Source organism: Croceicoccus marinus (assembly GCF_001661675.2).
Classification (GTDB): Bacteria; Pseudomonadota; Alphaproteobacteria; order Sphingomonadales; family Sphingomonadaceae; genus Croceicoccus; species Croceicoccus marinus.
This window is the reverse complement of the sequence record NZ_CP019602.1, coordinates 2,940,566-2,965,498: the sequence shown is the minus strand read 5'-3', so window position 1 is coordinate 2,965,498 and position 24,933 is coordinate 2,940,566. Positions and strand designations below refer to the sequence as shown.

Here is a 24,933-nt window from a genome sequence, read left to right as displayed (position 1 = left end):
CATCGCATGGCAGGCACTGGTTCCTGCGCCGCGATGGAACGGAGAAGATGTAGCCATGCGTATCCATGTCGCGATCGCCACCACCGGCCGGCCCGACGTGCTGTGCAAGGTGGTCGACCGTTTCCGGCACCAGACGCGCAAGGCGGACGGCATCGTCATCGTCGGCGCCGCGCCCGAGGATATCGCCGGGCTGGACCGGATTGCATGTCCCCCGGATCAGGCGGTGGTCTCGCCCAAGAAGGGCCTGTGCGCCCAGCGCAATGTCGCGCTCTCGCTGCTGCGTGGGAAAAGCGACGCGGTAGTCTTCTTCGACGACGATTTCCTGGTCGCCCACGATTTCCTCGAACGGCTGGAGCAATTGTTCGAGGCGGACGAGAAGCTCGTCGGCCTGACCGGCTGGCTGATCGCCGACGGCGCGCAGACCGGCGCGCTGACCTATGAAGAGGCCGAGGCCATTCTGGACGCGGGCGCGCCGCGCCCCGACAAGCCTGACGAGAAGACCAGCTGGCTCTATGGCTGCAACATGGCCTTCCGGATGAGCGCGTGCGAGGATCTGTCCTTCGACGAGAACCTGCCCCTTTACGGCTGGCAGGAGGATGTCGATTTCACCGAGCAGCTCGCCCGGCGCGGCTACATGCTGCGTACCAATGCGATCACCGGAATTCACATGGGCACGCGCGGCGGGCGCACCTCGGGGCTGAAGCTGGGCTATTCGCAGGTCGCCAATATCGTCTATCTGCGGCGCAAGGGCACGATCGGCGCGGCCCATGGCTGGACGCTGATGGCCAAGAACGTCGCCGCGAACCTGGCGAAGAGCATTCGCCCCGAAGACACCATCGACCGCCGCGGCCGGCTCAAGGGTAATATGCGCGCATTCGGCGATATGTTGCGCGGCAAGGCCGATCCTTTGCGCATTCTGGATCTTTAGGAAGCGGTTCGCAACTTGCCCTGACCCTTCGGAGTAGCCCCCCGATGGGAGCTTGAGGCAAAGGCGCGCTCAGGCTCAATAGAGGCCGCCGGAAGGGCGCCAACCGTAAACGCAGACCGGGTCGAAAGGGGGCTTGGGACCATCATGTCAGTCGCAATGCAAACCGAAACCGTACGTCCCGGCGCTACCTCGTCGCAGGCGCCGATGCGCTTCTCGGTCCTGGTCGCGAACTATAATTACGACCGGTTCCTGGGCCGCGCGATCGAAAGCGCGCTGGCGCTGGACTGGCCGGACGTGGAAGTGATCGTCGTCGACGACGGATCGACCGACAACTCGTGCGAGGTGATCGACAGCTTCGCCGGTTCGGTCACCGCGATCTACCAGAACAATGGCGGGCAGCGCAGCGCCAACAATACCGCCTTCGCCCACGCCACTGGCGAGGTGGTGGTGTTCCTCGACGCCGACGACGTGCTCGATCCCGGTTTCGCCAGGGCGGTCGCCGCCGCGTGGAGCCCCACCGTCACCAAGGTGCAGGTCCAGATGCAGCTGATCGATGCCGAGGACCGGCCGTTCGGCGATCTCATCCCCAATTTCGCATTCCGGCCCGAACCCGCGCAGATCAGCGCGTGGTCGCGCAATTCCACCGAATATCCCACCCCGCCCGGATCGGGCAACGCCTATGCGCGTCGCTTCCTCGACCAGTTCTTCCCGATCGGAGAGGAACATGACGACGCGACCGATTCGACCTGCCTGGCGCTGGCGCCGCTGATGGGCGACGTCGTGACCATCGTGCAGCCGCTGGTGAAATACCGCCAGCACGGCGCGAACGATTCGAACCTGGGCACAAGGTCGGACAATTTCGGGCGCGAAGTCGCGCGCGCCATGCGCCGCCAGAAAAGCGCCGAGGACATCTGCGAGCGGCTGGGCGTGGAACTGCCGCGCCCCAACAGCCTGCGCCGCAGCCGCCATCTGCTGCAATTGCGCGCCGCCAGCCTGCGCATGGAGCCTGCCAGCCACCCGCTGCCGGGCGACGGGCGGATCACGGCGGGAATGGATGCGATCCGTTCGGTGTTCCGCAAGAACTTCGATCCGCTGAAGAAGCGGGTGGTGGTCGCCGGATGGGTGCTGGCCGTGCTGGCCGCGCCCGCGCCGCTGGCGCGCACGCTGATCCGCAAGAGATTTACCGAGCGATTCGAAAACCAGGAAGCCGCCAGGACGGGCTGACAGCCGCATCCACGAGGGGCACCATAGATCAAACCGGGGGGTTGCAGAAAACATGACCATTGGCGGGGCAGCGGCGATCGAGAGCGATCCGCAGGGCCGGATCGACACGGCTGCGTCGGACAGGCCGAACGGCGCGACATGCCGCCACTGCGGCACGCCGCTTGGCATCGTGCTGGCCGATTTGGGCCACAGCCCGGTCGCCAACGACATGATCCCCGCCGACCGGCTGGACGAGCCTGAGGCGACCTATCCGCTGGCGGTGCGCGTATGCGGCAATTGCTGGCTGGCGCAAGCGGGCGACGTGCTGCCCGCCGATGCGATCTTCCGCGCGGACTACACCTATTTCTCCTCGCATTCGACGACCTGGCTTGCCCACGCCAAGGCCTATGTCGACATGGCGATCGAGCGGTTCGGCCTCACCGGCGACAGCAAGGTCGTCGAGGTCGCCTGCAACGACGGCTATCTGCTGCAATATGTGAAGCAGGCAGGCATTCCCTGCTTCGGCGTCGAACCCACCGCCGGTCCGGCCCAGGCCGCGCGCGAGCTCGGCCTCGACGTCGATATCGAGTTCATGACCGAGGAATATGGCAAGTCGCTGGCCGCACGCGGCTGGCAGGCCGACCTCGTCACCGCCAATAATGTGCTGGCCCATGTCCCCGACATCAACGATTTCGTGCGCGGCATCGCCGCCATACTGAAGCCGGAAGGCGTCGCCACGTTCGAGGTGCAGCACCTGCTGCGCCTGATGCAGGGCCGCCAGTTCGACACGATCTATCACGAGCATTTCTCCTATCTCTCGCTGATCGCGGCCGAACGGCTGTTCGACGCGGCGGGCCTGCGCGTGTTCGCGGTCGACAATCTGCCCACTCACGGCGGATCGGTGCGCTTCTTCGTCTGCCGCAAGGAGGCCGAGCGCCCGAACGAGATCTCGCTCGATGCGATGCGGGCCGAGGAACTGGAATACGGGCTCGACAAGGCCGAGACCTATCGCGCGTGGCGGGTCGATATTCTGGACACGAAATTCGCGCTGCTCGAACTGCTGCTGGACCTGAAGAAGCAGGGCAAGACCATCGTCGGCTATGGCGCTCCGGCCAAGGGCGTGACGCTGCTCAACTATTGCGGGATCGATTCCGACTTCATCGACTATACCGTCGACCGGGCGCCTTCGAAGAAGGGCTGCCATTTCCCCGGCGTGGGCGTCCCGATTCTGGACCCCGGCGAGATCCTGAACACACAGCCCGATTATGTCCTTATCCTGCCCTGGAACCTGAAGGACGAGATCAAGGACCAGATGGCCGCCGTGCGCGACTGGGGCGGCAAGTTCATCATCCCCGTCCCGATGGCGAAGATCGAAGACTGAGAGGCGCCAGCAAAGTGGCCAGCAAGCCGAATATTGCCATCATCGGATCGGGTTTCGCCGGCTTCGGCGCCTCGCACGCACTGTCGGGCGAGAATGTCGACGCGGTGATCTATGAAAAGCGCGCCGTGCATGGCGGGCACACCTCGACCCATGCCTATGGCGACGGCTATCTGTTCGACGAAGGCCCGCATATCTCGTTCACCGAGGACAAGCGTCTGCAGGAACTGTTCGCCGATTCGCTGGGCGGCTCGTTCGAAAAGCTGCGCGCCTATGTCGACAATTTCTGGCAGGGCCATTTCATCAAGCATCCCGCGCAGACCAGTCTGCACGGATTGCCCACCGATCTCGTGGTGAAATGCATCACCGACTTCGTCGAGGCGACCAAGACCCCGATCGAGGACGCGCGAATCGAGAATTACGAGGACTGGCTGCTTGCCGCCTTCGGAGAGGGCTTCGCGCGCACCTTCCCGATGGAATACACCAAGAAATACCACTCGACCGAGGCGAAGAACCTGACGACCGACTGGCTCGGCCCGCGGCTCTATCGCCCCACTCTCGAACAGGTGCTGGTGGGCGCGCTCGACAAGAAATCGCCCGATGTCCATTACGTCGACCACTTCCGCTATCCGACGCATGGCGGCTTCGTCTCCTATCTCAACGGTTTTCGCCAACGCGCGAACCTTGAGGTGAATTCCGAGATTGTGGCCATCGACCCCGGCGCCCGCACGCTGACGATGTCGGGCGGGCGCGTGAAGCCCTATGACGCGCTGGTCTCGTCCGTAGCGCTGCCCAGCCTGATCCCGATGATCAAGGGCGCGCCGGACGACGTGAAGGCAGCGGCGGAAAAGCTCGCCTGTACCGAAGTCGTGCTGGTCAATATCGGCGTGACCAAGCCGTTCATCAAGGACGCGCACTGGACCTATTTCTATGACGAGGACATCTGCTTCGCGCGATTGTCCTATCCGTCGAACTTCTCCCCCAATGTCGCGCCCAAGGGTTGCAGCGCGCTGCAGGCCGAGGTCTATTTCTCGAAGAAATGGAAGCCGCGCACCAAGCCTGCCGACGCCTATATCGAACCGGTGATCGACGGCCTGCTGAAAGCCGGGCTGATCGACGGCCGCGACCAGGTGAACCACACCAGCACCATCGTCGCGCCCTATGCCAACATCATCTTCGACCATGACCGCCCCGCCGCGGTGAAGCTGATCCACGAGTATCTGGACGAGATCGGCATCGCCTACTGCGGCCGCTTCGGCGACTGGGGCTACATCTGGACCGACCAGGCGTTCACCAGCGGCGAACAGGCCGCGCTGAGGGCGCTGGACAGACTGCAAACGCGGCCGCTGGGGGCCGCCGCCGCAATGGGACGCTAAGGTGAACCGGGGGACTCAAGTGACCGGAACGCGGGATTATCTCGTCTTCGTGCGCGGCGGCAGGACGTCGCTGCACCACGACTGGCTGAAGGGGCCGGGTCCGCGCAACTGGGACCTGCAGGTCAGCCAGTGGATCGACGATCCCGAAATCGGCGCCGACGGCGATCTGCCGGTCTCGATCGACGCGGGGACCAAGTGGGACAGCATCTATCGCTATCTCGACGCCAATCCCGACCTGATGGACCGCTACCGCTATATCGCGTTCATGGACGACGACCTGATCTTCACCAAGCAGGACCTCAACCGCTATTTCGAGATCTGCGAGGAACATGGCCTGCTGCTGGCCCAGCCTTCGCTGCATGCCGACAGCTTCTTCTGCTATCCCATCCTGCTGCAATGCGCGGGCACGAAGCTGCGCTTTTCCAACTTCGTCGAATGCATGGCGACCGCGATCCGCACCGATTACCTCAAAAGCTTCATGCCGCGCATGGCCAAGGTGAAGTCGGGCTGGGGCATGGACCGGATCTGGACCGTGACCATGCCCGAACCGGCGTTCAAGTCGGCCATCATCGACGAGATTTCGATGGTCCACACCCGCCCCCACGCGACCGGCGGCATCTACAAGGATTTCGCGCGCGAAGCCGTCGGCCCCCATGCCGAGATGGAGGCGATGATCAAGAGCTATGACAACATCCCCGACAAGATGATGGTCTATGGCGGGATCGATGACGCAGGCCGCCGCATCACCGCGGCGCGCACGCGGATCGCCAACGGCATCAGCCTGGTCGCCAATTGCTGGCGCTATCGCGACACGCCGCGCTGCTTCAGGTCGGGGCTGGGCATGTTCGTGCGCGCCGTGACCGAGGCGAACTATACCCCGCAATCCGCCCATCCGCTCCAGAGAACAGAGGCCTCGCTATGACAGCCCATCGCCCGAACGACCGGCATTCCATCGCGGTGACCGTGGGCCTTCCCGGCCCGGTTGAGGAGGAGGAGAAGGCGATCTATCGCGGCCAGCTCAACCTGCTGCCGCCCACCCCCGCCAGCATCGCGCTGTGCCAGCACGCGCAGCGCATGATCGAGGAGGTGTTCGCCCCCCACGATCCGCGCACCGCGCAGCATCATCTGTCGGTCGACGAATTCGTGGAGCGTGCGGCGGCGGTCAAGCCGCGCTTCATCCACGATCCGCAGACCCGCGTGCTGCAGAAACAATACCTGAAGGAGCTGGGCTTCGACCCGGACCGCACCTATCTCGACGTGCCGCGCATGCGCGTTGTGTCGAGCGACGGCTATCTCACCTCGGGCGTGGGGCACAAGCAGCCGCCGCACCGCGATACCTGGTGGTCCGCGCCGATGCAGCAGATCCAGTTCTGGCTGCCGATCTTTCCGATGAGCCGCGAATGCTCGATGGAATTCTACCCGCATTACGTCGAGACGGGGGTCGAGAATTCGTCGGACGATTTCAACATCTATGCCTGGAATGCGCGCGGCCGGCTGAAGGCGGCGGAGCACAAGCAGGGCGAGGACAAGCGCGGCATCCCGCAGCCTTTCGCCCCGCTCGACCATCCCGCCGCGGTGCAGGTGACGCTGCCGGTGGGCGGCGCGGTGATCTTCTCGGCCAACCAGCTGCATGCGACATCGGACAATGTGACCGGCATGACCCGCTTCAGCATCGATTTCCGCATCGTCGACGGCGAGCATGTCGCCGATGGTGTGGGCGCGCGCAATGTCGACAATGGCTCGACCGGCACCGCCCTGCGCGACTTCCGCCGCATGAGCGACGAGGCGCAGCTGCCCGGCGAGGTGGTCGCGCTATACGACATCGGCGACAAGCCCGAGGACGGCATTCTCGTCTTCTCCTCTGACGTGGCCGAACGCCAGAAGACCGAACGGAGCCCGGCCGAAACCGGCTGATCGAGATATTGAACACGGGCGCGGGACAGAAAAGACCCCCGCGCCCTCGGATCCATGGGGAGGATCGCCATCAAATTCATCAGCGCACAAGATGCCGCGTCGGACAGCTGGGACCTGGTGGTCGTCGGCTCGGGCATGGGATCGCTGTTCTTCCTGATGAAATATCTGCAGGAACGGCCTGACCAACGCGTCCTGATCGTCGAGAAGGGCGGCTACAACACGCACGACTGGCAGCTGCAGAACCTGCAGAATTCCACGGTCGACAACCACCGGACCTACAGGAACATCGGCGAATTCCACAAGGAATGGGCCTATACGATCGGGCTTGGCGGCAGCAGCAATTGCTGGTGGGCGCTGACCCCGCGCCTCCACCCCGACGATTTCCGCATCCATACGATGACCGGGACCAGCGTGGACTGGCCGATCACCTACGACGACCTCGTCCCCTATTACCAGCAGGCCGAACGCAAGATGCTGATCGCCGGCTCGGACGAGCTGGAGGAGCATTATCCCGGCACCGCGCCTTTTCCGCAGCCGCACCATCATCTGACCACCGCGGACGAGATGATGCGCGCCCGGCCCGGCCATCTGCATTACCCGATGCCCACCGCCAAGCTCTCGCTCGCGACCGAGGAGAGCAGCCGCAATCGCTGCTGTTCCACCTCGCGCTGCCATCTTTGCCCGGTGGATGCCAAGTTCAACGCGCTGAACGGGTTCCGGGACGTCCTGTCGCATCCCGCCGTATCGATCGTGGTCGATGCCGAGGTGCAGATGCTCGACACCGCGGGCGGTGTGGTGAAATCGGTGCAGTTCCGGCAGGCGGGCAAGGACTACAAGGCGGCCTGCGATCTGTGCGTGCTGGGCGCCAATGCGCTGTGGTCGCCCTTCATCATGCTGCGTTCGGGCATCGGCGGGCACGGCGTGGGCCGCTACCTGGGCGAAAAGATGCTCGCCAATGTCGAGGTCTATCTGGACGGGCTTGAGCATTACAACGGCGGCACCGCGACCACCACGATGAACCTGTCGCTGCTGAAGGACGGGCGCACCAAGGACCGCGGCACCACTTTCCTGATCTTCAAGAACGGCTTCGACCACGGCGTCCGGCTCGACCCGCCGGGCCGCTGGCGCGAAAGCCTGCCGCTCGGCCTCTATGTCGAGGATCACATGCATTACGACAATGGCGTGTTCGACGATGGCGGCGACGTGCCCGCGGTCAAGTTCGCGCCGTGGTCGCCCTATGCCCAGAACACGCTGGACCACGCGATGAGCCGCCTGCCCGAGATCCTGAAACCGCTGCCGGTCGAGGAGATCCGCGACCCCAAGATCTGGCCGACGCTGGGCCATGTGCAGGGCACCTGCCGCATGGGGACCGACATCGGGAATTCGGTGGTCGACCGCGACCTGGTCAGCCACGCGGTGCGCAATCTGGTGGTGGTGGGCACGTCGACCTTCCCGACAAGCGGAAGCGTCAATCCCACGCTGACCGCGGCGGCGATGTCGCTGCGCTCGGCGGAAAGGCTGGTGGGGTAGAGGACATGGCGGATTTCATTCCCCGGCTCACGCGCAGGAATGCGCTGATCGGCGGCGGGGCAGGCGCGGTGCTGCTGGCGGGCGGGGGCGCGTTCGTGCTCACCTCGCAGCTGCAGGATTTCTATGCCGATCTGGTGCGCCACTACATCCCCCACGACCCGATTGCCCCCGGCGCGGCAGAGGCGTTCGCCGCCGATTACCTGCAATCGGACGAGGATCTGGGCAAGGTCAGGCCGCTCATGTACATGCAGCAGATCGCGGGCTTCGCCGCGCTGGACGAAGCGCTGGGCGGACAAGGCCCGTACGAGACCTTCGTCCGCCGCGTCGCCACGCGCTTCATGATGGGATCGAACTTCTTCCAGCGCAACACTCCGGGCGAGCCGGTGCAATATTACGGCATCGCCGAAGGCTGCGGCAACCCGTTCGCGCGCTTCGCATAGGCGGGTTCTTCCGGTCCGGCCGGGCCTAGGCGGTCTGCTTGGCCCGCTCCAGGAAAGCAACCGTCTGGTCCAGCGGCGCGGCGACGGGCTGCGGCGCATAGACCTGCCGCCACGGGCAATCGGCCTGCTCCCACATCTCCTCAAGCACGGTCTTGTCGCGCAGCGTGTCCATGCATTGCCAGAAATCGTCGTGCCGGAACGCGGCCAGCTGGTTCAGCTCGACCAGCCGCTCCATCGGGTCGCGTTCCCAGATGGTGGCGTCCCCCTCGATCAGGTCGAACACCTCGGGCTGGCAGACATAGAAGCCGCCATTGATATGCCCGCCGTCCTGCGTGCCCTTTTCGCGGAAACCGGTGACGTCGCGCCCGTCCTCGCTCATCCCCAGGGCGCCGAAGCGGCCCGGCTGCAGCACGGCTGTGACGGTCGCCCACTTGTCCTGCGCCTTGTGGAACGCGACCAGCCGGTCGATCGGCACATTGGAAAGCCCGTCGCCATAGGTCAGGCAGAACGGCTCGTCCCCGATGATGTCGCGCACGCGCCGCACGCGCCCGCCGGTCATCGAATCCGCGCCGGTATCGACCAGCGTGACCTTCCAGTCCTCATCCGAAGGCGCGTGGAAATCGATCTTGCCGCTGCCCAGGTCGATGGAAAAATCGCTGCTGATCGAGCGGTAATTCAGGAAATATTCCTTGATTACCTCGCCCTTGTAGCCGCAACATACGACAAAGTCCTTGTAGCCGAAATGCGCGTAATGGCGCATGATGTGCCACAATATCGGCTTCCCGCCGACTTCGACCATCGGCTTCGGCCGGACCGAGGTTTCTTCGCTCAACCGCGTGCCGAGACCGCCCGCGAGAATGACAACTTTCATGCATGCCCCCCTGAGAATACGAATGGATAATCCTTTACGCGGCACCCCCGCGCAAGCCGCGCAGGCGGTTCATGCGGGTTAACGCGCGGCCCAATGCGGGAGTAACCACCATGCATCAGGTCGCGCCCGTGATGGTTACCGGCGCCAGCGGCTTCGTCGGTCGCGCGGTCGTGCGCGCGCTGCGCATGGTCGGGCGCGGCAGCGGCAGGCCCGTCGTGGCGCTGGGCACGCGGCCCGCCGATGCGCCGCGGGACGAATATTGGGAACCGGTCGACCTGCTCGACCCCGCCGCGGTGCAGGACGTGCTGGCCCGCCACCGGCCCGCCGCGCTGATCCATGCCGCATGGGCGCGCAGCCGCGCCGGCGGTCTGTGGAACGCGCCCGACAACATGGACTGGCGCGATGCCAGCATGGCTCTGTTCGAAGCGTTCTGGCAGGCGGGCGGCAAGCATGTCGTGGGCTGCGGCAGCTGCGCCGAATATGCGATCAGCGACGACCCCTGCCGCGAGGATGCGACGCCGATCGCGCCCGAATCGCTCTATGGCCAGGCCAAGGCGCAGCTGCACGGCATGGCCGCGGCGCGCGCCGGCGCGCTGGGCGGGACATTGGCGTGGGCGCGCATCTTCTATCTGTTCGGCCCGCACGAGGCTGCGGCCCGGCTGGTGCCCTCGGTGATCGACAGCCTGCTGCGCGGCGAACCGGCGCTGACCGGCAGCGGCCTGACCCGCCGCGACTTCGCGCTGATCGGCGATGTCGGCCACGGCATCGCCGCGCTTGCCGAAACGGGGGCCATCGGCGCGTATAACGTCGCCTCGGGCGAGGCGGTGCGATTGCGCGACCTGGTCGAACGGATTGGCGCCATCATGGAACGGCTCGACCTGGTCCGCATCGGCGCGCTGCCCGACCGTCCGGACGAAGCCCCGCTGATCGCCGCCGATGTCGGCAAGATCGCCCGCGACACCGGCTGGCACGCCCGCACCCCGCTTGACGAAGCGCTGCGGCAGACGATCGAGTGGCGGCGCGAACATGCGGTATCCCGATCAGACGACCGGAAGCGTCCAGCAAAGCTCTGAATCGAGCAGCCGCTTTTCCTTGTTCTGCAGCAGGATCTTCAGCCGCGTATAGGGCGCCGCGTTGAAATCCTCCTCGGTCAGGTGGATCGCCTCGAACAGGGTGCGCAATTGCCGCGCGCCGCGTTCGGGCGTCCATTCGCAGCGGAATCGCGGCAGCACCTTGCGGATCTTGTCGAACCCGACCTTGTAGCTGCGATTGTCGCCGTCGCTTTCTCCCACCGTCAGCGTACAGCCGGGAAACGTTTCGGACACGATGGTCGCGACATCGATGACGCGGTAGTTCGAATCGGTATCGCCGACATTGAAGATCTGCCCGCGAATATCGTCCTCGGGCGCCATCAGCGACAGGCGGATCGCCTGGCAGATGTCCTTCACATGCACCAGCGGACGCCACGGCGTGCCGTCGCTGGTCAGCCGGATCTCGCCCGACGTCATCGCATGGCCGCACAGATTGTTCAGCACGATGTCGAAGCGCATGCGCGGGCTGGCCCCGTATGCGGTGGCGTTGCGCAGGAAGCAGGGCGCGAAATTGTCGCCCGCCATCGCGCCCAGGTCCTGCTCCACCCGCACCTTGCATTCGGCATAGGCGGTCTGCGGATTGGGGGGCGTCGTCTCGTCCACGAATTCGTAATCGCCGTTCGCCGCGCCATAGACCGAGCACGACGAGGTATAGACGAACCGCCGGATCCCCGCCGCCCGCGCGGCGCGCGCCAGGCTCAGCGTGCCTTCGTGATTGATCTTGTAGGTGATGTCGGGATCGTGCTGCCCCAGCGGATCGTTCGACAGCTCGGCCAGATGGACGATTGCGTCGAAGCCGGCCAGGTCCTCTGCCCGGATCGCGCGAATGTCGCGGCGGATCGACATGGGCACCGGATCGGGCGAGGGATACAGCCACCCCGCGCTGTAATAGCCGGTGTCGCAGCCCACGACATCGAAGCCGCGTTTCATCAGGTCGGGCCCCAGGATCGCCCCGATATAGCCGTCCGATCCAGTCACGAGTACGCGCATTCAAAACCCCCCGGGTGTGCCATTCGCCGCATGGGGCCCTTGCTCGCCATGCGCGGGGGCCGGTCTAGGTAGCGAGGGGGTTCGGGACCAACTGTTCTTCGGGATTAGAGGGGCTTGCGCGCGAAAGCGTCCCTGCATGGGACAGCGGCAAATCAGATTGCGGCGATCGCCTCGAACACGCGGTCCAGCTCGGTTTCGGTGATGCAGAAAGGCGGCATCGCATAGATCGTGCTGCCCAGCGGCCGCAGCAATACGCCGCGTTCCAGGCAGTGGCGCATGATCGCGGGCACGTCGCCCGCCATGTAGCCGTCACCCTCTCCCAGTTCGAACGCCGCGATCCCGCCGCGCACGCGGGCATTGCGGATGGCGCGCCGTCCGGCCAGCGCATCGACCCGCTGCGCCAGCATCGCCTCCAGCCGGGCCACGCGGTCCAGCACCGGCTCCTCGCGCCAGATCGCCAGGTTCGCGGCGGCGGCGGCGCAGGCGATGGGATTGGCGGTATAGCTCGAGGAATGGAAGAACATCCTGGCCCGGTCGGCCGACAGATGCGCGGCAAAGATCGGCTCGCTCGCCATGGTGACGGCCAGCGGCATCGCCCCGCCGGTCAGCCCCTTGGACAGGCAGAGTATGTCGGGCACCACACCGGCCTGTTCGCAGGCCAGCAGCGTGCCGGTGCGGCCCCAGCCGGTCATCACCTCGTCCGCGATGAACAATGTGCCATGCCGCGCACAGATCGCGCGCATTGCGGCCAGCACCTCGGGTGCGTAGAATTTCATGCCGCCCGCCCCCAGCACCAGCGGCTCGACGATCAGCGCCGCCGCGCCGTTCGCGCAGGCGGCTTCCAGCGCGTCCAGCGTGGCCTGAGGATCGCCCGCGCTTCCCTGGCCCGGAAACGGGATGCTGGTCACGTCGAACAGCAGCGGATCGTATGGCCGGTTGAACACCCCGCGTTCGCCCACCGACATCGCGCCGATGGTGTCGCCGTGATAGCTATGCTCCATCACCACGATCCGGCTGCGCGCTTCTCCGCCCGAACCGGCCGTATGCGTCCAGAAACCCAGCGCCATCTTCAGCGCGACCTCGACCGCGGTCGATCCCGAATCGGAGAAGAACACCCGCGTCAGGCTTTCGGGCATGATCGCGCGCAGCCCCCGCGCCACCGCTTCCGCCGGTTCGTGGGTGAAGCCGGCAAAGATCAGCTGGTCCAGCCTGCCCGCCTGCTCGGCAATCGCCCGCATGATCGGCGGATGGCAATGCCCGTGCGTGGTCACCCACCATGACGAGATCGCATCGATGATCCGGCGCCCGTCTTTCGCGAACAGGGTCGCGCCCTCGGCTCGCTCGATCAGCGGGATCGGCTCGTTCAGCCCGTGCTGGGTGAAGGGATGCCAGATCGAGCTCACCGGAAGTCCTCCAGGCTGAAACCGGCGCCGAACGCGGCGGCCAGCGTGCCGGCATCCAGCGGGTCGAGCCGGTCGATCCGCCCCAGCCGCCTGGCATGGCCCATTTCGCAGATGGTGCGTTCGCTGTCCTCGTTGGCCTCGCCCATGAAGGCCACGCCGATCAGCGGCACATCGCGCCGCCGCAGCGCCTCCATCGACAACAGGCTATGGTTGATCGTGCCCAAAGCGGTGCGCGCGACCAGCACGGTGGGCACCTGCCAGCGCGCGATCACGTCGAGGAACGTCACCTCGCGCGTCAGCGGCACCATCAGCCCGCCCGCCATCTCGATCACCAGCGGGCCGTCCACCTGCGGGATCGTCAGGCTGTCGGGGTCGATTGCCGCCCCGTCGATCTCCGCCGCGCGGTGCGGCGAACACGGCGTCTGCAGCCGGTGCATCTCGGGCACGATGCGCTCCGCCGGGATGCCGCCCAGCCGCGCGGCGCGGTCGGCATCGCCTTCCATCCGCCCCTCATGGGGGTCGAAGCCCGCCTGCACCGGCTTCCAGTAATGCGCCTTCAGCGCGCCCGCCAGCGCGGCGGCGAACACGGTCTTGCCGACATCGGTATCGGTTCCGGCAACGACGATGGGCCTGGTCATCATGAAATCTCCGTGGACATAATCTCCGAGGACAAGCGGCGGAAATGGCAGGTCACGACTTCATAGCTGGCGATGCTGCCCGCCCGTTCGAAATGGCGCATGGCGGCGCGCATCCGGGCGGGGCCGACCGGGCGATGATTTTCGGCAGGCACATGCGCGCCGATCGCCTTCAGCGAAGCCAGGAAGCTGCGCGCATCGCCGTGCCGGTCTGTCAGCATATCGGTCCGCACGGGGCTGGCGTGCGATGCGGTCCGGATCGCGGCAATCGCCTCCGCCGACGGATAGGCAGGCGTGCCCGCTTCCGCTCCCGCCGCGGCCAGCGCGCCGCGCCATTCGCGGAACGTGCCCGATCCCAGCGTATTGAACAGCACATGCCCGCCGGGCCGCACCCAGCGCAGCATCCGCCCCGCCGCCTCGTCCAGATCGCCCAGCCACTGCGCGGCCAGGCTTGCGGTGACCAGATCATAGGTCCCCGCCATCGGCGGGTCGCCGCGCGCCACGTCCAGAACCGCGAAGTCGATGCCGCCACGCCCGCCCATGCGCTGCCGGCATCGCTCGACCATGGCGGGGGCCAGGTCGGTGACCAGCCACTCGCCGCCGCTAACGCCGCGCCGTGCCATCGCCTCGGTCAGGAAGCCGGTTCCGCAGCCGAATTCCAGCACGCGCGGGCCCTCCAGCCCCAGCGCGGCAATGCGCTCCGCCAGCGCCTCGGCCGCGACGCGCTGGACGCGGGCGTGGCGGTCGTAGTCCTCCGCCCCCCCGAAGGCGGCAGCGACGGCACGGGAATGCGCCGCGATCACGCCGCCACCCGCAAGCGCTCGATCCACGCCGCGCATAGCTCCGGGTGGGTGAGGGGCAGCAGATGGCCCGCATCCAGCGTCTCGCGCTGCAGATCCGCCGCATCAGCGAATTGCCCGGCCCGCATCGCGGCAGAGAGCAGCGGATCGTCCGCGCCATCCAGCGCGATGATCGGCGCTGCGAAATTCGCAGTCGCCTCGCGCTGGTTATCGCTGCGAAGCGCGGTAAGATCCTGCCGCAACCGAGCCGTATCGGGCTTGCCTTGCGGAACATCGCTGCCCAGCCGCGCATGAAAATCGCGCAGGACCGTAGCGGGATCGCCCTCCAGCCGCGCCAGCATACGGTCGATCACGCGCAGGGGAACCCCCGCCTTCCCCTCGCCCTCGGCAAAGCGGTCGAAGCCGTTGATCGCCAGCAGGCCCCGGCAATCCGCGGGCGGATCCGCCAGCAGCGCCATGCTGCCGAAACTATGCGTGACCGCAAGACAGGGCCCCTCGACGGTCGGCCACGCCGCCCCGCCGAAATAGCCGCGATCCGCGCGCACCAAATCCGCATCCGGCAGGCAGGCGATCACCGCATCCCACAGCGACGCGTCGAAACCCCAGCCATGCACGAACAGCAGCTTCACCGCGCCGCCTCCAGCGCCGCGATCAGATCGTCGACATCGCCATGCGAATGCCCGGCGCGCAAGGCGATGCGCAGGCGGCTGGTGCCCGGCGGAACCGTCGGCGGGCGGATCGCGGCGGCCACCATCCCGCGCTCCTCCAGCAGGGCCGACAGGCGCAGTGCATCCTCCTCGGCCCCGACGATGGCGGGCACGATCTGCGTGGTCGACCCGCCGCTGTCGATGCCCATCCGCGCCAGCCCGCCGCGCAGCCGCTCGCCCAGCGCCTCCAGATGCGCGCGCTCGGCATCCATCTGCGGCACCAGCTCCAGCGCCGCATCCGCCGCGCCCAGCACCGCGGGCGGCAGGGCGGTGGAAAAGACGAAGCCCCCCGCCGCATTGACCAGCCAGTCGCGCATGACTGCCGAACAGGCCAGATAGCCGCCAAAGCCGCCCAGCGCCTTGCTGAACGTGCCCATCGCGATATCGACGCCCGCGATGCCGTGGGTCAATCCAGCCCCGCCCGGCCCCAGCACGCCGGTCGCATGCGCCTCGTCCACCACCAGCAGCGCGTCATGCCGGCCTGCCAGCGCGCCAAGCGCCGCCACATCCGCGCGGTCGCCATCCATCGAGAATACGCTCTCGGTCAGCACGATGCGCGCAGGCGCGTCCGCATGGCGGGCCAGCAGCGCGTCCAGATGCGCCAGATCGTTGTGGCGAAAGCGGATCTCGCGCACGCCTGCCGCCGCGCAGCCGTGGTGGATGCTGGCATGCACCAGCCGGTCGGTGAACACCGCCGCGCCCGGCACCGCCTTGACCAGCGCGGGCACCAGCGCGGCATTGGCCTGCCATCCGCTGGCCAGTACCAGCGCCGCCTCCGCCCCCTTCAGCGCCGCGACGCGCGCCTCCAGCGCCAGATGCGCCTCGAGCGTGCCGGTCACCAGCCGCGACGCGCCCGATCCCGCGCCAAGCCGCGCGGCATAGTCCGCCGCCCGCTCCGCCAGCAGGGGGTGCAGCGCCAGCCCCAGGTAATCGTTGCTCGAGAAATCCACTGCCTCGCGCCCGCCGCGCAGCAGGCGGCCGCCGGGCCGCAGAGCGGCGGCGCGCGGGAAACGCCGCTGTCCTCGCGCGGCAAGCGCTGCCAGCCTCTCGTGCAGATGTTGGTCCCAGCGGCTCATTGCCTGCGCTCCAAGCGCGAAAACACCGGCTTGTCCAGCCCGCCCCGCTCGCCTTATGACTGGCGGCATGAGCAGCGCATGGACGATAGGGGTGATCGGCGGCTCGGGCCTGTACCGGATGGACGGGCTCCAGGATGCCGAATGGCTGCCGGTCAGCTCGACCTTCGGCAAGCCTTCGGACGAGATCCTGTTCGGCCGGATCGGGGACGTGAACCTGCGCTTCCTGCCGCGCCACGGGCGGGGCCACCGCATCCCGCCGGGCGAGATCGACGCCCGCGCCAATATCGACGCGCTCAAGCGTTCGGGCTGCACCGACATCCTCGCCATCTCGGCCATCGGGTCGCTGCGCGAGCATCTGGCGCCCGGCCATTTCGTCGCGGTCGACCAGTTCATCGACCGCACGGTGGCGCGCCCCGCCAGCTTCTTCGGCAATGGCCTTGCCGCCCATGTCTCGCTGGCCGATCCGGTCTGCCCGCGCCTGTCCGCACTGGCCGCCGACGCGGTCGAGGCCGCGGGCGGACAGGTCGCGCGCGGCGGCACCTATCTGGCGATGGAGGGGCCGCAATTCTCCACCCGCGCCGAAAGCCGGCTCTATCGCCAGTGGGGCGCGGACGTGATCGGCATGACCGCCATGCCCGAAGCCCGCCTCGCGCGGGAGGCGGGGCTGCCCTATGCGCTGGTCGGCATGGTCACCGACTACGACTGCTGGCGCGCTGAGAACGAGGCTGTCGACATCGGCGAGGTGGTCGCGCAGATGCGCACCAATGGCGATCTGGCCCGCCGCACGGTCGTATGCTTCGTCGCCGCCCTGCCCGCCCGGCGCGAGGCATCGCCCATCGACACCGCGCTGGACGGGGCATTGCTGACCGCGCCCGACGCGCGCGATCCCGACATGCTGATCCGGCTCGAGGCGATCCTGGCGCGCCTGTCGGCGGACTAGGCGCTTCTTGCAATCCAGTCGCATTTGCATGTAGAATTCGCATGCCCGATCGCGCGCTTTTCCTGCCCCATCGCGGGACGGGCGGGTCCATGACGGCAGGTGTTAGCTTTCTGTCAGCAAATGTGCGGTTGCAGGCGGGATTATGGCGGTATTCTGCGCACGGAAAATTAATCGCATTGATCATCAAACCGCACGGCCCCCGAATGCCCATCGCACGTCCCGGGCCGCAGCGACGAAAGGAACGCCACGGATGGCAAAACACGGCCTCGACATCCTCCATATCGAGGATGACAGCCGCACCGCCGCCGATCTTCAGGAACTGATGAAGGCTTCGGGCGACCGCGTCACCTGGGCGCCCACCGGGTCCGAGGGGATGCGCCAGGCGGGCATCGGCAATTTCGACGTGATCATCCTCGACCGCATGCTGCCCGATTTCGACGGGCTGACCGTGGTCAAGCAATTGCGCGACAGCGGCATCGGCACCCCGCTGCTGATGCTGTCGGCGCTGGGCCGCACCATCGACCGGGCCGAGGGGCTGGACGCGGGCGCCGACGATTATCTCGCCAAGCCGTTCGAGGCGACCGAGCTGCTCGCCCGGCTGCGCGCGCTGCACCGGCGGGCCGCCGGGCAGACGCATAGCGCGGTGATCATCCACGGCGCGTTCGAATGCCACGTCAAGGCGCGCACCGCCTTTCGCGCGGGCAAGCACCTGCCGCTCAGCCCCAAGGAGTTCGAGCTGTTCCGCTATCTGATCGAGCATGCCGGCGATGTCGTCACGCGCGAGATGCTGCTGCGCGATGTGTGGAAGATGGGCTTCGATCCGCAGACCAACGTGGTCGACGTCAATATCGGCCGCCTGCGCCGCAAGCTGGAGGACGGTTTCGCCACGCCCGCGCTGGAAACCATCTGGGGGACAGGCTACCGTCTGCTCGACGGCCGCTAGGGGCCGGGGCAGCGTAGAGGGACGCGCTTGCAACGTGTATCGCTGCTCGATTCGATCTTCACCCGGCTGGTCGCATGGGCGATCGCCGTGTCGATCGCGGTCGTGCTGGTGCTGGGCTGGCTGGTCACCACCAAGTTCGAACGCATGGCCGAGGCGACGGTGCGCTGGAACGTCGATGCCGACATCCGCCATATGTCCGACATCCTGGAAGCGCGCGGCCGCCGCGAGCTGATCGCCCATATCGAGGAAAGCGCCGACATCGACCGGCCCACCGGGACGGGCAACCATTTCCTGCTGCTGGGCAGCGACGGCACCCGGCTGGCGGGCGACCTGGCGCAATGGCCCGATTTCGACGCCGACACCATGGGCGAGGGGGACATCGTGCTGCCCGGCGGGCGCCCCGCGCTGGCCCGCGCGGTCGAGTTTCCCGGCGGGATGCGCTTGCTCGCCGCGCGCGAGACGGGGTGGACGATCATCCAGCTCAACCAGATCGGCCTGTCCTTCGTGGCGGGCGGGCTGTTCGTGGTGATGGCGGTGGGCGTGGCCGGCTATCTGACCGCCAGCCGCCTGTCGCGCCGGGTGATGCGCATCAACGACGCCTTCCGCGATCCCGAACCGCGCCGCCTCGCCGCGCTGGATACCGGGCGGTCGCGCATGGACGAGATCGGGGAGCTGACGCGCCATTCCAGCGCCGCGCTCGCCCGGCTGGACCGGCTGGCGCGCGCGCAGCGCGACACCACCGACCAGATCGCGCATGAGATGCGCACGCCGCTGATGCATCTCGACAACCGGCTGGTGCGCGCGATCCAGTCCCAGTCGCAGGCGCGCGAACCCGATCCGCAGACCACCGAAAGGCTGCTCGCTGCGCGGGGCGAGATCCGCCATGTCGTCGCCACGCTCGAATCGCTGCTCGACATCGCGCAGAGCGAGGCGCAGCGCGGCAATCCGCAGGGCCTGGCCGAGGTCGACATCAGCGCGCTCGCGGCCAATATCGCCGATCTCTACACCGCCAGCGCCGAGGAGACGGGCCACGATTTCCGGCTGGAGGCCGACGAAGGCGTGACGATGCAGGGGGACGAGATCCAGCTGTCGCGCGTGATCACCAACCTGCTCGACAATGCGTTCAAATACGTGCCTTCGGGCGGGCAGGTGCGGCTGATCGTGACGCGCGGCGCGGGCGGAGGGCCGCTGGTGGCGGTGGCCGACGACGGGCCGGGCGTGCCGCGCGAATATCGCGAGACGATCTTCGAACGCTTCGGCCGGGTGGCCGGCGGCGCGAACGGCGGCGACCACAATGGCGGCGCCGGCCAGGCCAAGGGCGCGGGGCTGGGCCTCGCCCTCGCGCGCGCCATTGCCGAGCGGCACGGCATGGAACTGCGGCTGGCCCCCACCATGCGCGGCGCGCGCTTCGAACTGCGCCCCTTGCCCGAAGCCTGAGCAGGAACCGCACCGCGCGCGGATCGCTTCAATCCTGTCTGGCGGCGATTGATCCGGCGGCCCGATCGTGGTAATTTAATTACACAGATATAAAATTTCATTTGCCTGCCTGTTCGGGCACGATGATGAGCGAAATCGCTGAGAGAGGATAATGTGACAGACACCCCCGTCACCGGTTCAGGCCCCGCCTCGGGGACAGATGCGGCGCCTCCTGCAGTCGCGCGTCCCAACCTTCCCCGGCTCGAGCTGCACATCCCCGAACCGCCGACCCGGCCGGGAGAGGACGTCGATTTCACCCATGTGAACCGCGGCAAGGCGGGCGCGGTGCGCCGCCCCGACATCGCCGAACACGAATCCAACATGCGCGACCTGCCGTATGAGCTGATCCGCGTGCTGGACGACGACCACAAGGCCGTCGGCCCGTGGGACCCGAAGCTCAGCGCCGACACGCTGATCAAGGGCCTGCGCGCGATGATGCTGACCCGCGCGTTCGACGACCGGCTGTTCCGCGCGCATCGGCAGGGCAAGACCAGCTTCTACATGAAGTCCACCGGCGAGGAAGCGATCGCCGCCGCACAGTCGCTGGCGCTGGACAAGGGGGACATGTTCTTCCCCACCTATCGCGCCGCCGCCTGGCTGCATGCGCGCAACTATCCGCTGACCACCATGTGCAACCAGATCTTCAGCAATGCCGAGGATCCGCTGGCGGGCAAGCAGCTGCCGATCCTGATGTCGGCGCGCGACTACGATTTCTACTCGATCTCGGGCAATCTGGGCGTGCGTTTCGTGCATGCGGTGGGCTGGGCGATGGCGTCCGCCTACAAGAATGATACCAAGATCAGCCTCGCCTATGTCGGCGACGGCACCACGGCAGAGGGCGATTTCCACGAGGCGATGACCTTTGCCGCCGCCTATCGCGCGCCGACGATCCTGTGCGTGACCAACAACCAATACGCCATTTCCAGCTTCGCCGGTTTCGCCGCGCCCGAACGCCTGCCCTTTGCGGCCAAGGCGCTGGCTTACGGCTTTCCCGGCATCAAGGTCGACGGCAACGATTTCCTGGCCGTGTGGGGCGCGACCCAGTGGGCGGCGGAACGCGCGCGCACCAACAACGGCCCGACTTTGATCGAATTCTACACCTACCGCGCCGAGGGGCATTCGACCTCGGACGACCCGAGCCGCTATCGCCCCAAGGACGAGGCGAACCATTGGCCGCTGGGCGATCCCGTCAACCGGCTCAAGGACCATTTGATCGCGCTGGGCGCATGGGACGAGGACCAGCATGCCGCGCTGGCCGAAGAGCTGAAGGAAAAGGTCCGCGTCGCGGTCAAGGAGGCCGAGGCGATCGGAACGCTGGGCCAGTCCAAGCCCCCCATCGACGAGATGTTCGAGGACGTGTTCGAGGATCTCGACTGGCGGCTCAAGGAACAGCGCGCCCGCCTGCACCAGCGGCGCGACGCCCGAACCGGCGAAGGGAGCAACTGACATGGTGGAAAACCAGCCTTCCGTGAACGACGCCGCCATCGATGCCGGCCTTCCCGAGACCGGCACCAAGAAGATGAACATGATCCAGGCGCTCAACAGCGCGCTGGACGTGATGCTGGGCCGCGACGACGATGTGCTGATCTTCGGCGAGGATGTCGGCTATTTCGGCGGCGTCTTCCGCGTGACCGAGGGATTGCAGACCAAATACGGCCTGAAACGCTGCTTCGACGCACCGCTGACCGAGGGCGGCATCATCGGCAGCGCCATCGGCATGGGCGCCTACGGCCTGCGCCCGGTGCCCGAAATCCAGTTCGCCGACTATATCCTGCCCGCCTATGACCAGCTGGTGAGCGAGGCGGCGCGCCTTCGCTACCGCTCCAACGGCGAGTTCTGGGCCCCGATCACGGTCCGCACCCCCTATGGCGGCGGCATCTTCGGCGGCCAGACCCACAGCCAGAGCCCCGAGGCGATCTTCGCCCATGTCACGGGGCTGAAGACGGTGATCCCGTCGAACCCCTATGACGCCAAGGGCCTGCTGATCGCCAGCATCGAAAGCAACGACCCGGTCGTCTTCCTCGAACCCAAGCGCCTCTACAACGGCCCGTTCTATGGCCGCCCGGACGAGGAGCTGAAGACCTGGGCCAATTCGGGCGACCCCTTCGCCGAGGTTCCGCTGGGCCATTACGAGGTTCCGCTGGGCCAGGCCGCCATCCTGCGCGAAGGGCGCGGGGCGACCGTGCTGGCATACGGCACCATGGTCCATGTCGCGAAGGCCGGGATCGACGACAGCGGCGTGGATGCCGAGCTGATCGACCTGCGCTCCATCGTCCCGCTCGACATCGACACCATCGTGCGGTCGGTGAAGAAGACGGGCCGCTGCGTCATCCTGCACGAGGCGTCGCGCTTCGGCGGCTTCGGCGGGGAATTGTCGGCACTGGTGCAGGAGCGCTGCTTCGACCATCTGCGCGCGCCCATCGCCCGCGTCTGCGGCTATGACATGCCCTATCCGCATGCGTTCGAATGGGACTATTTCCCCGGCCCGATCCGCCTTGCCGAAGCACTCAAGTCTGCCGTGGAGTACCGCTGATGGGACGCTATCATTTCCGCCTGCCCGACATAGGCGAAGGCGTGGCCGAGGCCGAGATCGTCGAATGGCACATCAATGTCGGCGACGAGATCGCCGAGGACGACCCGCTGTGCGACGTGATGACCGACAAGGCCACCGTCGACATGACCACCCCCGTCGGCGGCAAGATCGTCGCGCTGCACGGCAAGGTGGGCGAGATGAAGGCGGTCGGCTCGGTTCTGGTCGAGCTTGAGGTCGAGGGCGAAGGCAACGCCGCCGCCGAGGCGCCTGCGCCAACACCGGCGCCCGCGCCTGCGCCAAAGGCCGAACCCGCGCCCGAACCCGCCCCGGCTCCCGCGCCCGCTCCAAAACCGGCCCGCGCGCCGAAATCCGCGCCCGCGCCCAGCACAAGCGGGCCCGCCAGCTTCCCGCCTTCTGGATTTCCTTTGGCCGCGCCCGCCACGCGCCGCCGCGCGGCGAAACTGGGCATCGAGCTTGAGCGCCTGCGCGGCACGGGCCGCAACGGGCGCATCACGCCCGAGGATATCGACCGCTATCTCTCGGGCGGCGACGACCGCTATGCCACCCGCTCCGGCGTGGACGTGATCGAGGTGGTCGGCCTGCGCCGCAGGATCGCGCAGCGTATGGAAGACGCATGGCGCCGCATCCCGCACATCACCTATGTCGAGGAAGTGGACGTCACCGAGCTTGAGAATACCCGGAATGCGCTGAATGCCAGCCGCGGCAAGGACCAGCCCAAGCTCACCATCCTGCCCTTTTTCGTGCGCGCTCTGGTCAAGGCCGTGCCCGAATTCCCGCATTGCAACGCGCATTACGACGACGAGGCGGGCGTGCTGCGCCAGCATGCGCCGGTCCATTGCGGCATCGCCACCGCCACCGAAAAGGGCCTGGCGGTCCCCGTGCTCAAAAACGCGGAATCGATGGATCTGTGGCAATGCGCCGAGGAAATCGCCCGCCTCTCCGCCGCCACCCGCGACGGCAAGGCCAGCCGCGACGAACTCAGCGGTTCGACCATCACCATCACCTCGCTGGGCCCCATCGGCGGCGTCACCACCACGCCGATCATCAACGCGCCCGAAACCGCGATCGTCGGCCCGAACAAGATCACCGAGAAGCTGACCCGCGTGAACGGCGAGATCGTGACGCGGAAGGTGATGAACATCTCCTCCAGCTTCGACCACCGCATCGTCGACGGTTACGAAGCCGCGCTGTTCGTGCAGTCGCTGAAACGCCTGCTGGAAACCCCTGCGCTGCTGTTCATCGACTGACAGATGGCAGCGCGCGGCAAGCGTGCTCCGCCATCTGCAGAACCTTGCGAAATCTTCGTTTCGCGGGGACAAGGCGCCATGGAAAGCGCGCGACATGGATTGCCGGGGCGATTGCGCCTGTTGCCCCGCCGGCTGGTGCCGGTCGCCATTCTGGTGTTCCTGACGCTGGGCGTCGTCCAGCTGGTCGCCAGCGTGCTGTTCTATCACGCGATCGATACCGAAACCGTGCGGCAGGATCACGCTCGCCGCGTGGCCGAACTGCTGGTGGTGGCCGACCGTCTCGAGAGTCGCGGCATGCTGGATGTCGCCAGCATCATGACGACCGAGCATCTGGCGGTAGAGCTCGGCTCGCGCCCGATCGTCACGACAGACGAAGTGCCCGCAAGGCTGGTACCCGTGCGCGATGCCATCCTTGCATGGGAACCGGCCCTCGCAAACCGCGCGCTCCATCTGGGACTCTTGCAGACCGAAAGCCGCACCGAGCATCTCATCGGCTCCATCGAACTGGCCGATGGCAACTGGCTCAATTTCCGCTCTGCGGGGTTTTCGGCGGGCTGGCCCGTGGTGCTGCGCGCCACGGTCATGACGGTGCTGCTGGCGCTGGCCGCGCTGCTGGCAGGCGCATTGTTCCTGAAGGGGCTGGGCCGGCCGCTGCGCTTGCTGGCCGATGCCAGCGAAAGGATCGGCGAAGGCGCGCAACTGGAATTCGAAGTGAAGGGTCCCGCCGATGTCCAGCGCGTCAGCCGCGCGTTCAACGACATGCAGTCGCGGATCGGCCGGCTGATCGGCGACCAGGCCCGCGCATTCGAAGCCATCAGCCACGATCTTCGCACTCCGCTGGGCAGGGTGACGCTGGCCTCCGACATGGTCAAGGATGAGGACATCAGGGCGATCATCGCCGGTTCTTCGCGCGAGATGGTGGCACTGCTCGATTCGCTGCGCGGCTTCCTGCGCGCCCAGCACATGGAATGCGAACCCGAACAGGTCGATCTGCAGCAGCTCGTGCGGACGGCCGCCGCGCCGTGGGGCGACAAGGTGAAGATCCGGGCAGAGGACGAGGGTCATCTCACAACCTATCGGGAACCGCTGCAGATCGCCCTGGCAGCGCTGATCGACAATGCCGTCAATTTCGGCGGCGGCGCGCTGGTGGCGATAGAGCCCGCTGGCCGGGGCTGGTGCATTGCGGTCATGGACCGGGGGCCGGGCATACCGGCGCATCTGCACCATCTGATCCTCGACCCCTTCTTCCGCATCGACGACGCGCGCGCCCGCAATGTCTCGGGCTTCGGGCTCGGCATTCCCACTGCCCATCGCCTGATGCAGCGATTTGGCGGCAGGCTGCTGTTCGAGGAGAATCGCGGCGGCGGGCTGCGAGCCGTCCTGTATCCCCCCGCGCCGCCCGGCCCCACCGCCCTGTTCGCCGGATAGCCG

Annotated in this window: 23 protein-coding genes; 16 read left to right on the top strand and 7 right to left on the bottom strand. The window is 66.9% G+C overall.

Annotation, left to right across the window (positions count from 1 at the left end):
* Positions 1-55 precede the first annotated feature (55 nt).
* From A9D14_RS14070 to A9D14_RS14035, 8 genes are all read left to right on the top strand, one after another.
* Positions 56-928 carry a glycosyltransferase family 2 protein gene (locus A9D14_RS14070; RefSeq protein WP_066849320.1) on the top strand — a complete coding sequence of 291 codons (873 nt, stop codon included), beginning with the start codon at positions 56-58 and terminating at the stop codon, positions 926-928.
* A 156-nt stretch (positions 929-1,084) separates the two neighbouring features.
* Positions 1,085-2,152: a glycosyltransferase family 2 protein gene (locus tag A9D14_RS14065; protein WP_066847669.1), complete on the top strand. Its 1,068-nt coding sequence runs from the start codon at positions 1,085-1,087 to the stop codon at positions 2,150-2,152.
* 52 nt (positions 2,153-2,204) lie between these two features.
* Positions 2,205-3,512: a class I SAM-dependent methyltransferase gene (locus tag A9D14_RS14060; RefSeq protein ID WP_083987955.1), complete on the top strand. Its 1,308-nt coding sequence runs from the start codon at positions 2,205-2,207 to the stop codon at positions 3,510-3,512.
* Positions 3,513-3,526: 14 nt separating this feature from the next.
* Positions 3,527-4,885 carry a protoporphyrinogen/coproporphyrinogen oxidase gene (locus tag A9D14_RS14055; RefSeq protein ID WP_066847666.1) on the top strand — a complete coding sequence of 453 codons (1,359 nt, stop codon included), beginning with the start codon at positions 3,527-3,529 and terminating at the stop codon, positions 4,883-4,885.
* A gap of 19 nt (positions 4,886-4,904) precedes the next feature.
* Complete coding sequence (locus A9D14_RS14050; RefSeq protein WP_066847663.1) at positions 4,905-5,807, top strand: DUF707 domain-containing protein; 903 nt, start codon at positions 4,905-4,907, stop codon at positions 5,805-5,807.
* Positions 5,804-6,799: a phytanoyl-CoA dioxygenase family protein gene (locus A9D14_RS14045; RefSeq protein ID WP_083987953.1), complete on the top strand. Its 996-nt coding sequence runs from the start codon at positions 5,804-5,806 to the stop codon at positions 6,797-6,799. Before A9D14_RS14050 ends, A9D14_RS14045 begins: the two co-directional genes overlap by 4 nt.
* A gap of 54 nt (positions 6,800-6,853) precedes the next feature.
* On the top strand, positions 6,854-8,329 hold the full coding sequence (locus tag A9D14_RS14040; RefSeq protein ID WP_066847660.1) for a GMC oxidoreductase: 1,476 nt from the start codon (positions 6,854-6,856) through the stop codon (positions 8,327-8,329).
* A gap of 5 nt (positions 8,330-8,334) precedes the next feature.
* Positions 8,335-8,769 carry a hypothetical protein gene (locus tag A9D14_RS14035; protein ID WP_066847657.1) on the top strand — a complete coding sequence of 145 codons (435 nt, stop codon included), beginning with the start codon at positions 8,335-8,337 and terminating at the stop codon, positions 8,767-8,769.
* 25 nt (positions 8,770-8,794) lie between these two features.
* Here the strand turns inward: A9D14_RS14035 and rfbF are convergent, their stop codons facing one another.
* Positions 8,795-9,640, bottom strand: coding sequence for a glucose-1-phosphate cytidylyltransferase (gene rfbF / locus A9D14_RS14030; RefSeq protein ID WP_066847654.1), 846 nt, complete (start codon positions 9,638-9,640; stop codon positions 8,795-8,797).
* 110 nt (positions 9,641-9,750) lie between these two features.
* On the opposite strand from rfbF, the gene A9D14_RS14025 reads away from it, so the two are divergent.
* Positions 9,751-10,713, top strand: coding sequence for an NAD-dependent epimerase/dehydratase family protein (locus A9D14_RS14025; protein WP_066847652.1), 963 nt, complete (start codon positions 9,751-9,753; stop codon positions 10,711-10,713).
* Here the strand turns inward: A9D14_RS14025 and A9D14_RS14020 are convergent.
* The 6 genes from A9D14_RS14020 to A9D14_RS13995 form a co-directional block, all read right to left on the bottom strand.
* Positions 10,681-11,721, bottom strand: coding sequence for an NAD-dependent epimerase/dehydratase family protein (locus tag A9D14_RS14020; protein WP_066847649.1), 1,041 nt, complete (start codon positions 11,719-11,721; stop codon positions 10,681-10,683). The two genes, A9D14_RS14025 and A9D14_RS14020, sit on opposite strands and share 33 nt — an antisense overlap.
* 152 nt (positions 11,722-11,873) lie before the next feature.
* The gene (locus A9D14_RS14015; protein WP_066847646.1) at positions 11,874-13,124 is read right to left on the bottom strand and encodes an adenosylmethionine--8-amino-7-oxononanoate transaminase; all 1,251 of its coding nucleotides are present in this window, start codon (positions 13,122-13,124) and stop codon (positions 11,874-11,876) included.
* Positions 13,121-13,765 carry a dethiobiotin synthase gene (gene bioD, locus A9D14_RS14010; RefSeq protein WP_415877339.1) on the bottom strand — a complete coding sequence of 215 codons (645 nt, stop codon included), beginning with the start codon at positions 13,763-13,765 and terminating at the stop codon, positions 13,121-13,123. Before bioD ends, A9D14_RS14015 begins: the two co-directional genes overlap by 4 nt.
* Positions 13,762-14,589 (bottom strand): methyltransferase domain-containing protein, encoded by an 828-nt coding sequence (locus A9D14_RS14005; RefSeq protein ID WP_232468626.1) that lies wholly within the window; start codon positions 14,587-14,589, stop codon positions 13,762-13,764. The genes bioD and A9D14_RS14005 overlap by 4 nt, the downstream gene beginning before the upstream one ends.
* Complete coding sequence (locus tag A9D14_RS14000; protein WP_066847642.1) at positions 14,559-15,188, bottom strand: alpha/beta fold hydrolase; 630 nt, start codon at positions 15,186-15,188, stop codon at positions 14,559-14,561. The genes A9D14_RS14005 and A9D14_RS14000 overlap by 31 nt, the downstream gene beginning before the upstream one ends.
* Entirely contained in the window at positions 15,185-16,342 is a 1,158-nt protein-coding gene (locus A9D14_RS13995; RefSeq protein WP_066847639.1) for an aminotransferase class I/II-fold pyridoxal phosphate-dependent enzyme, read from the bottom strand. The genes A9D14_RS14000 and A9D14_RS13995 overlap by 4 nt, the downstream gene beginning before the upstream one ends.
* 67 nt (positions 16,343-16,409) lie before the next feature.
* On the opposite strand from A9D14_RS13995, the gene A9D14_RS13990 reads away from it, so the two are divergent.
* The 7 genes from A9D14_RS13990 (at position 16,410) to A9D14_RS13960 (ending at position 24,930) form a co-directional block, all read left to right on the top strand.
* Positions 16,410-17,282 (top strand): phosphorylase family protein, encoded by an 873-nt coding sequence (locus A9D14_RS13990; RefSeq protein WP_066847636.1) that lies wholly within the window; start codon positions 16,410-16,412, stop codon positions 17,280-17,282.
* 250 nt (positions 17,283-17,532) lie between these two features.
* Positions 17,533-18,225 (top strand): response regulator transcription factor, encoded by a 693-nt coding sequence (locus tag A9D14_RS13985; protein WP_066847633.1) that lies wholly within the window; start codon positions 17,533-17,535, stop codon positions 18,223-18,225.
* Positions 18,226-18,252: 27 nt separating this feature from the next.
* A complete protein-coding gene (locus A9D14_RS13980) occupies positions 18,253-19,662 on the top strand; it encodes a sensor histidine kinase (protein ID WP_066847630.1) in 1,410 nt (469 codons plus the stop codon).
* 246 nt (positions 19,663-19,908) lie between these two features.
* Positions 19,909-21,147, top strand: coding sequence for a thiamine pyrophosphate-dependent enzyme (locus A9D14_RS13975; RefSeq protein ID WP_066849286.1), 1,239 nt, complete (start codon positions 19,909-19,911; stop codon positions 21,145-21,147).
* A 73-nt stretch (positions 21,148-21,220) separates the two neighbouring features.
* Positions 21,221-22,234 carry an alpha-ketoacid dehydrogenase subunit beta gene (locus A9D14_RS13970; protein ID WP_066849284.1) on the top strand — a complete coding sequence of 338 codons (1,014 nt, stop codon included), beginning with the start codon at positions 21,221-21,223 and terminating at the stop codon, positions 22,232-22,234.
* Positions 22,234-23,502 carry a dihydrolipoamide acetyltransferase family protein gene (locus A9D14_RS13965; RefSeq protein WP_066847628.1) on the top strand — a complete coding sequence of 423 codons (1,269 nt, stop codon included), beginning with the start codon at positions 22,234-22,236 and terminating at the stop codon, positions 23,500-23,502. The genes A9D14_RS13970 and A9D14_RS13965 overlap by 1 nt, the downstream gene beginning before the upstream one ends.
* Before the next feature lie 111 nt (positions 23,503-23,613).
* On the top strand, positions 23,614-24,930 hold the full coding sequence (locus A9D14_RS13960; RefSeq protein ID WP_198302024.1) for a sensor histidine kinase: 1,317 nt from the start codon (positions 23,614-23,616) through the stop codon (positions 24,928-24,930).
* The last annotated feature ends 3 nt before the right edge of the window (positions 24,931-24,933 follow it).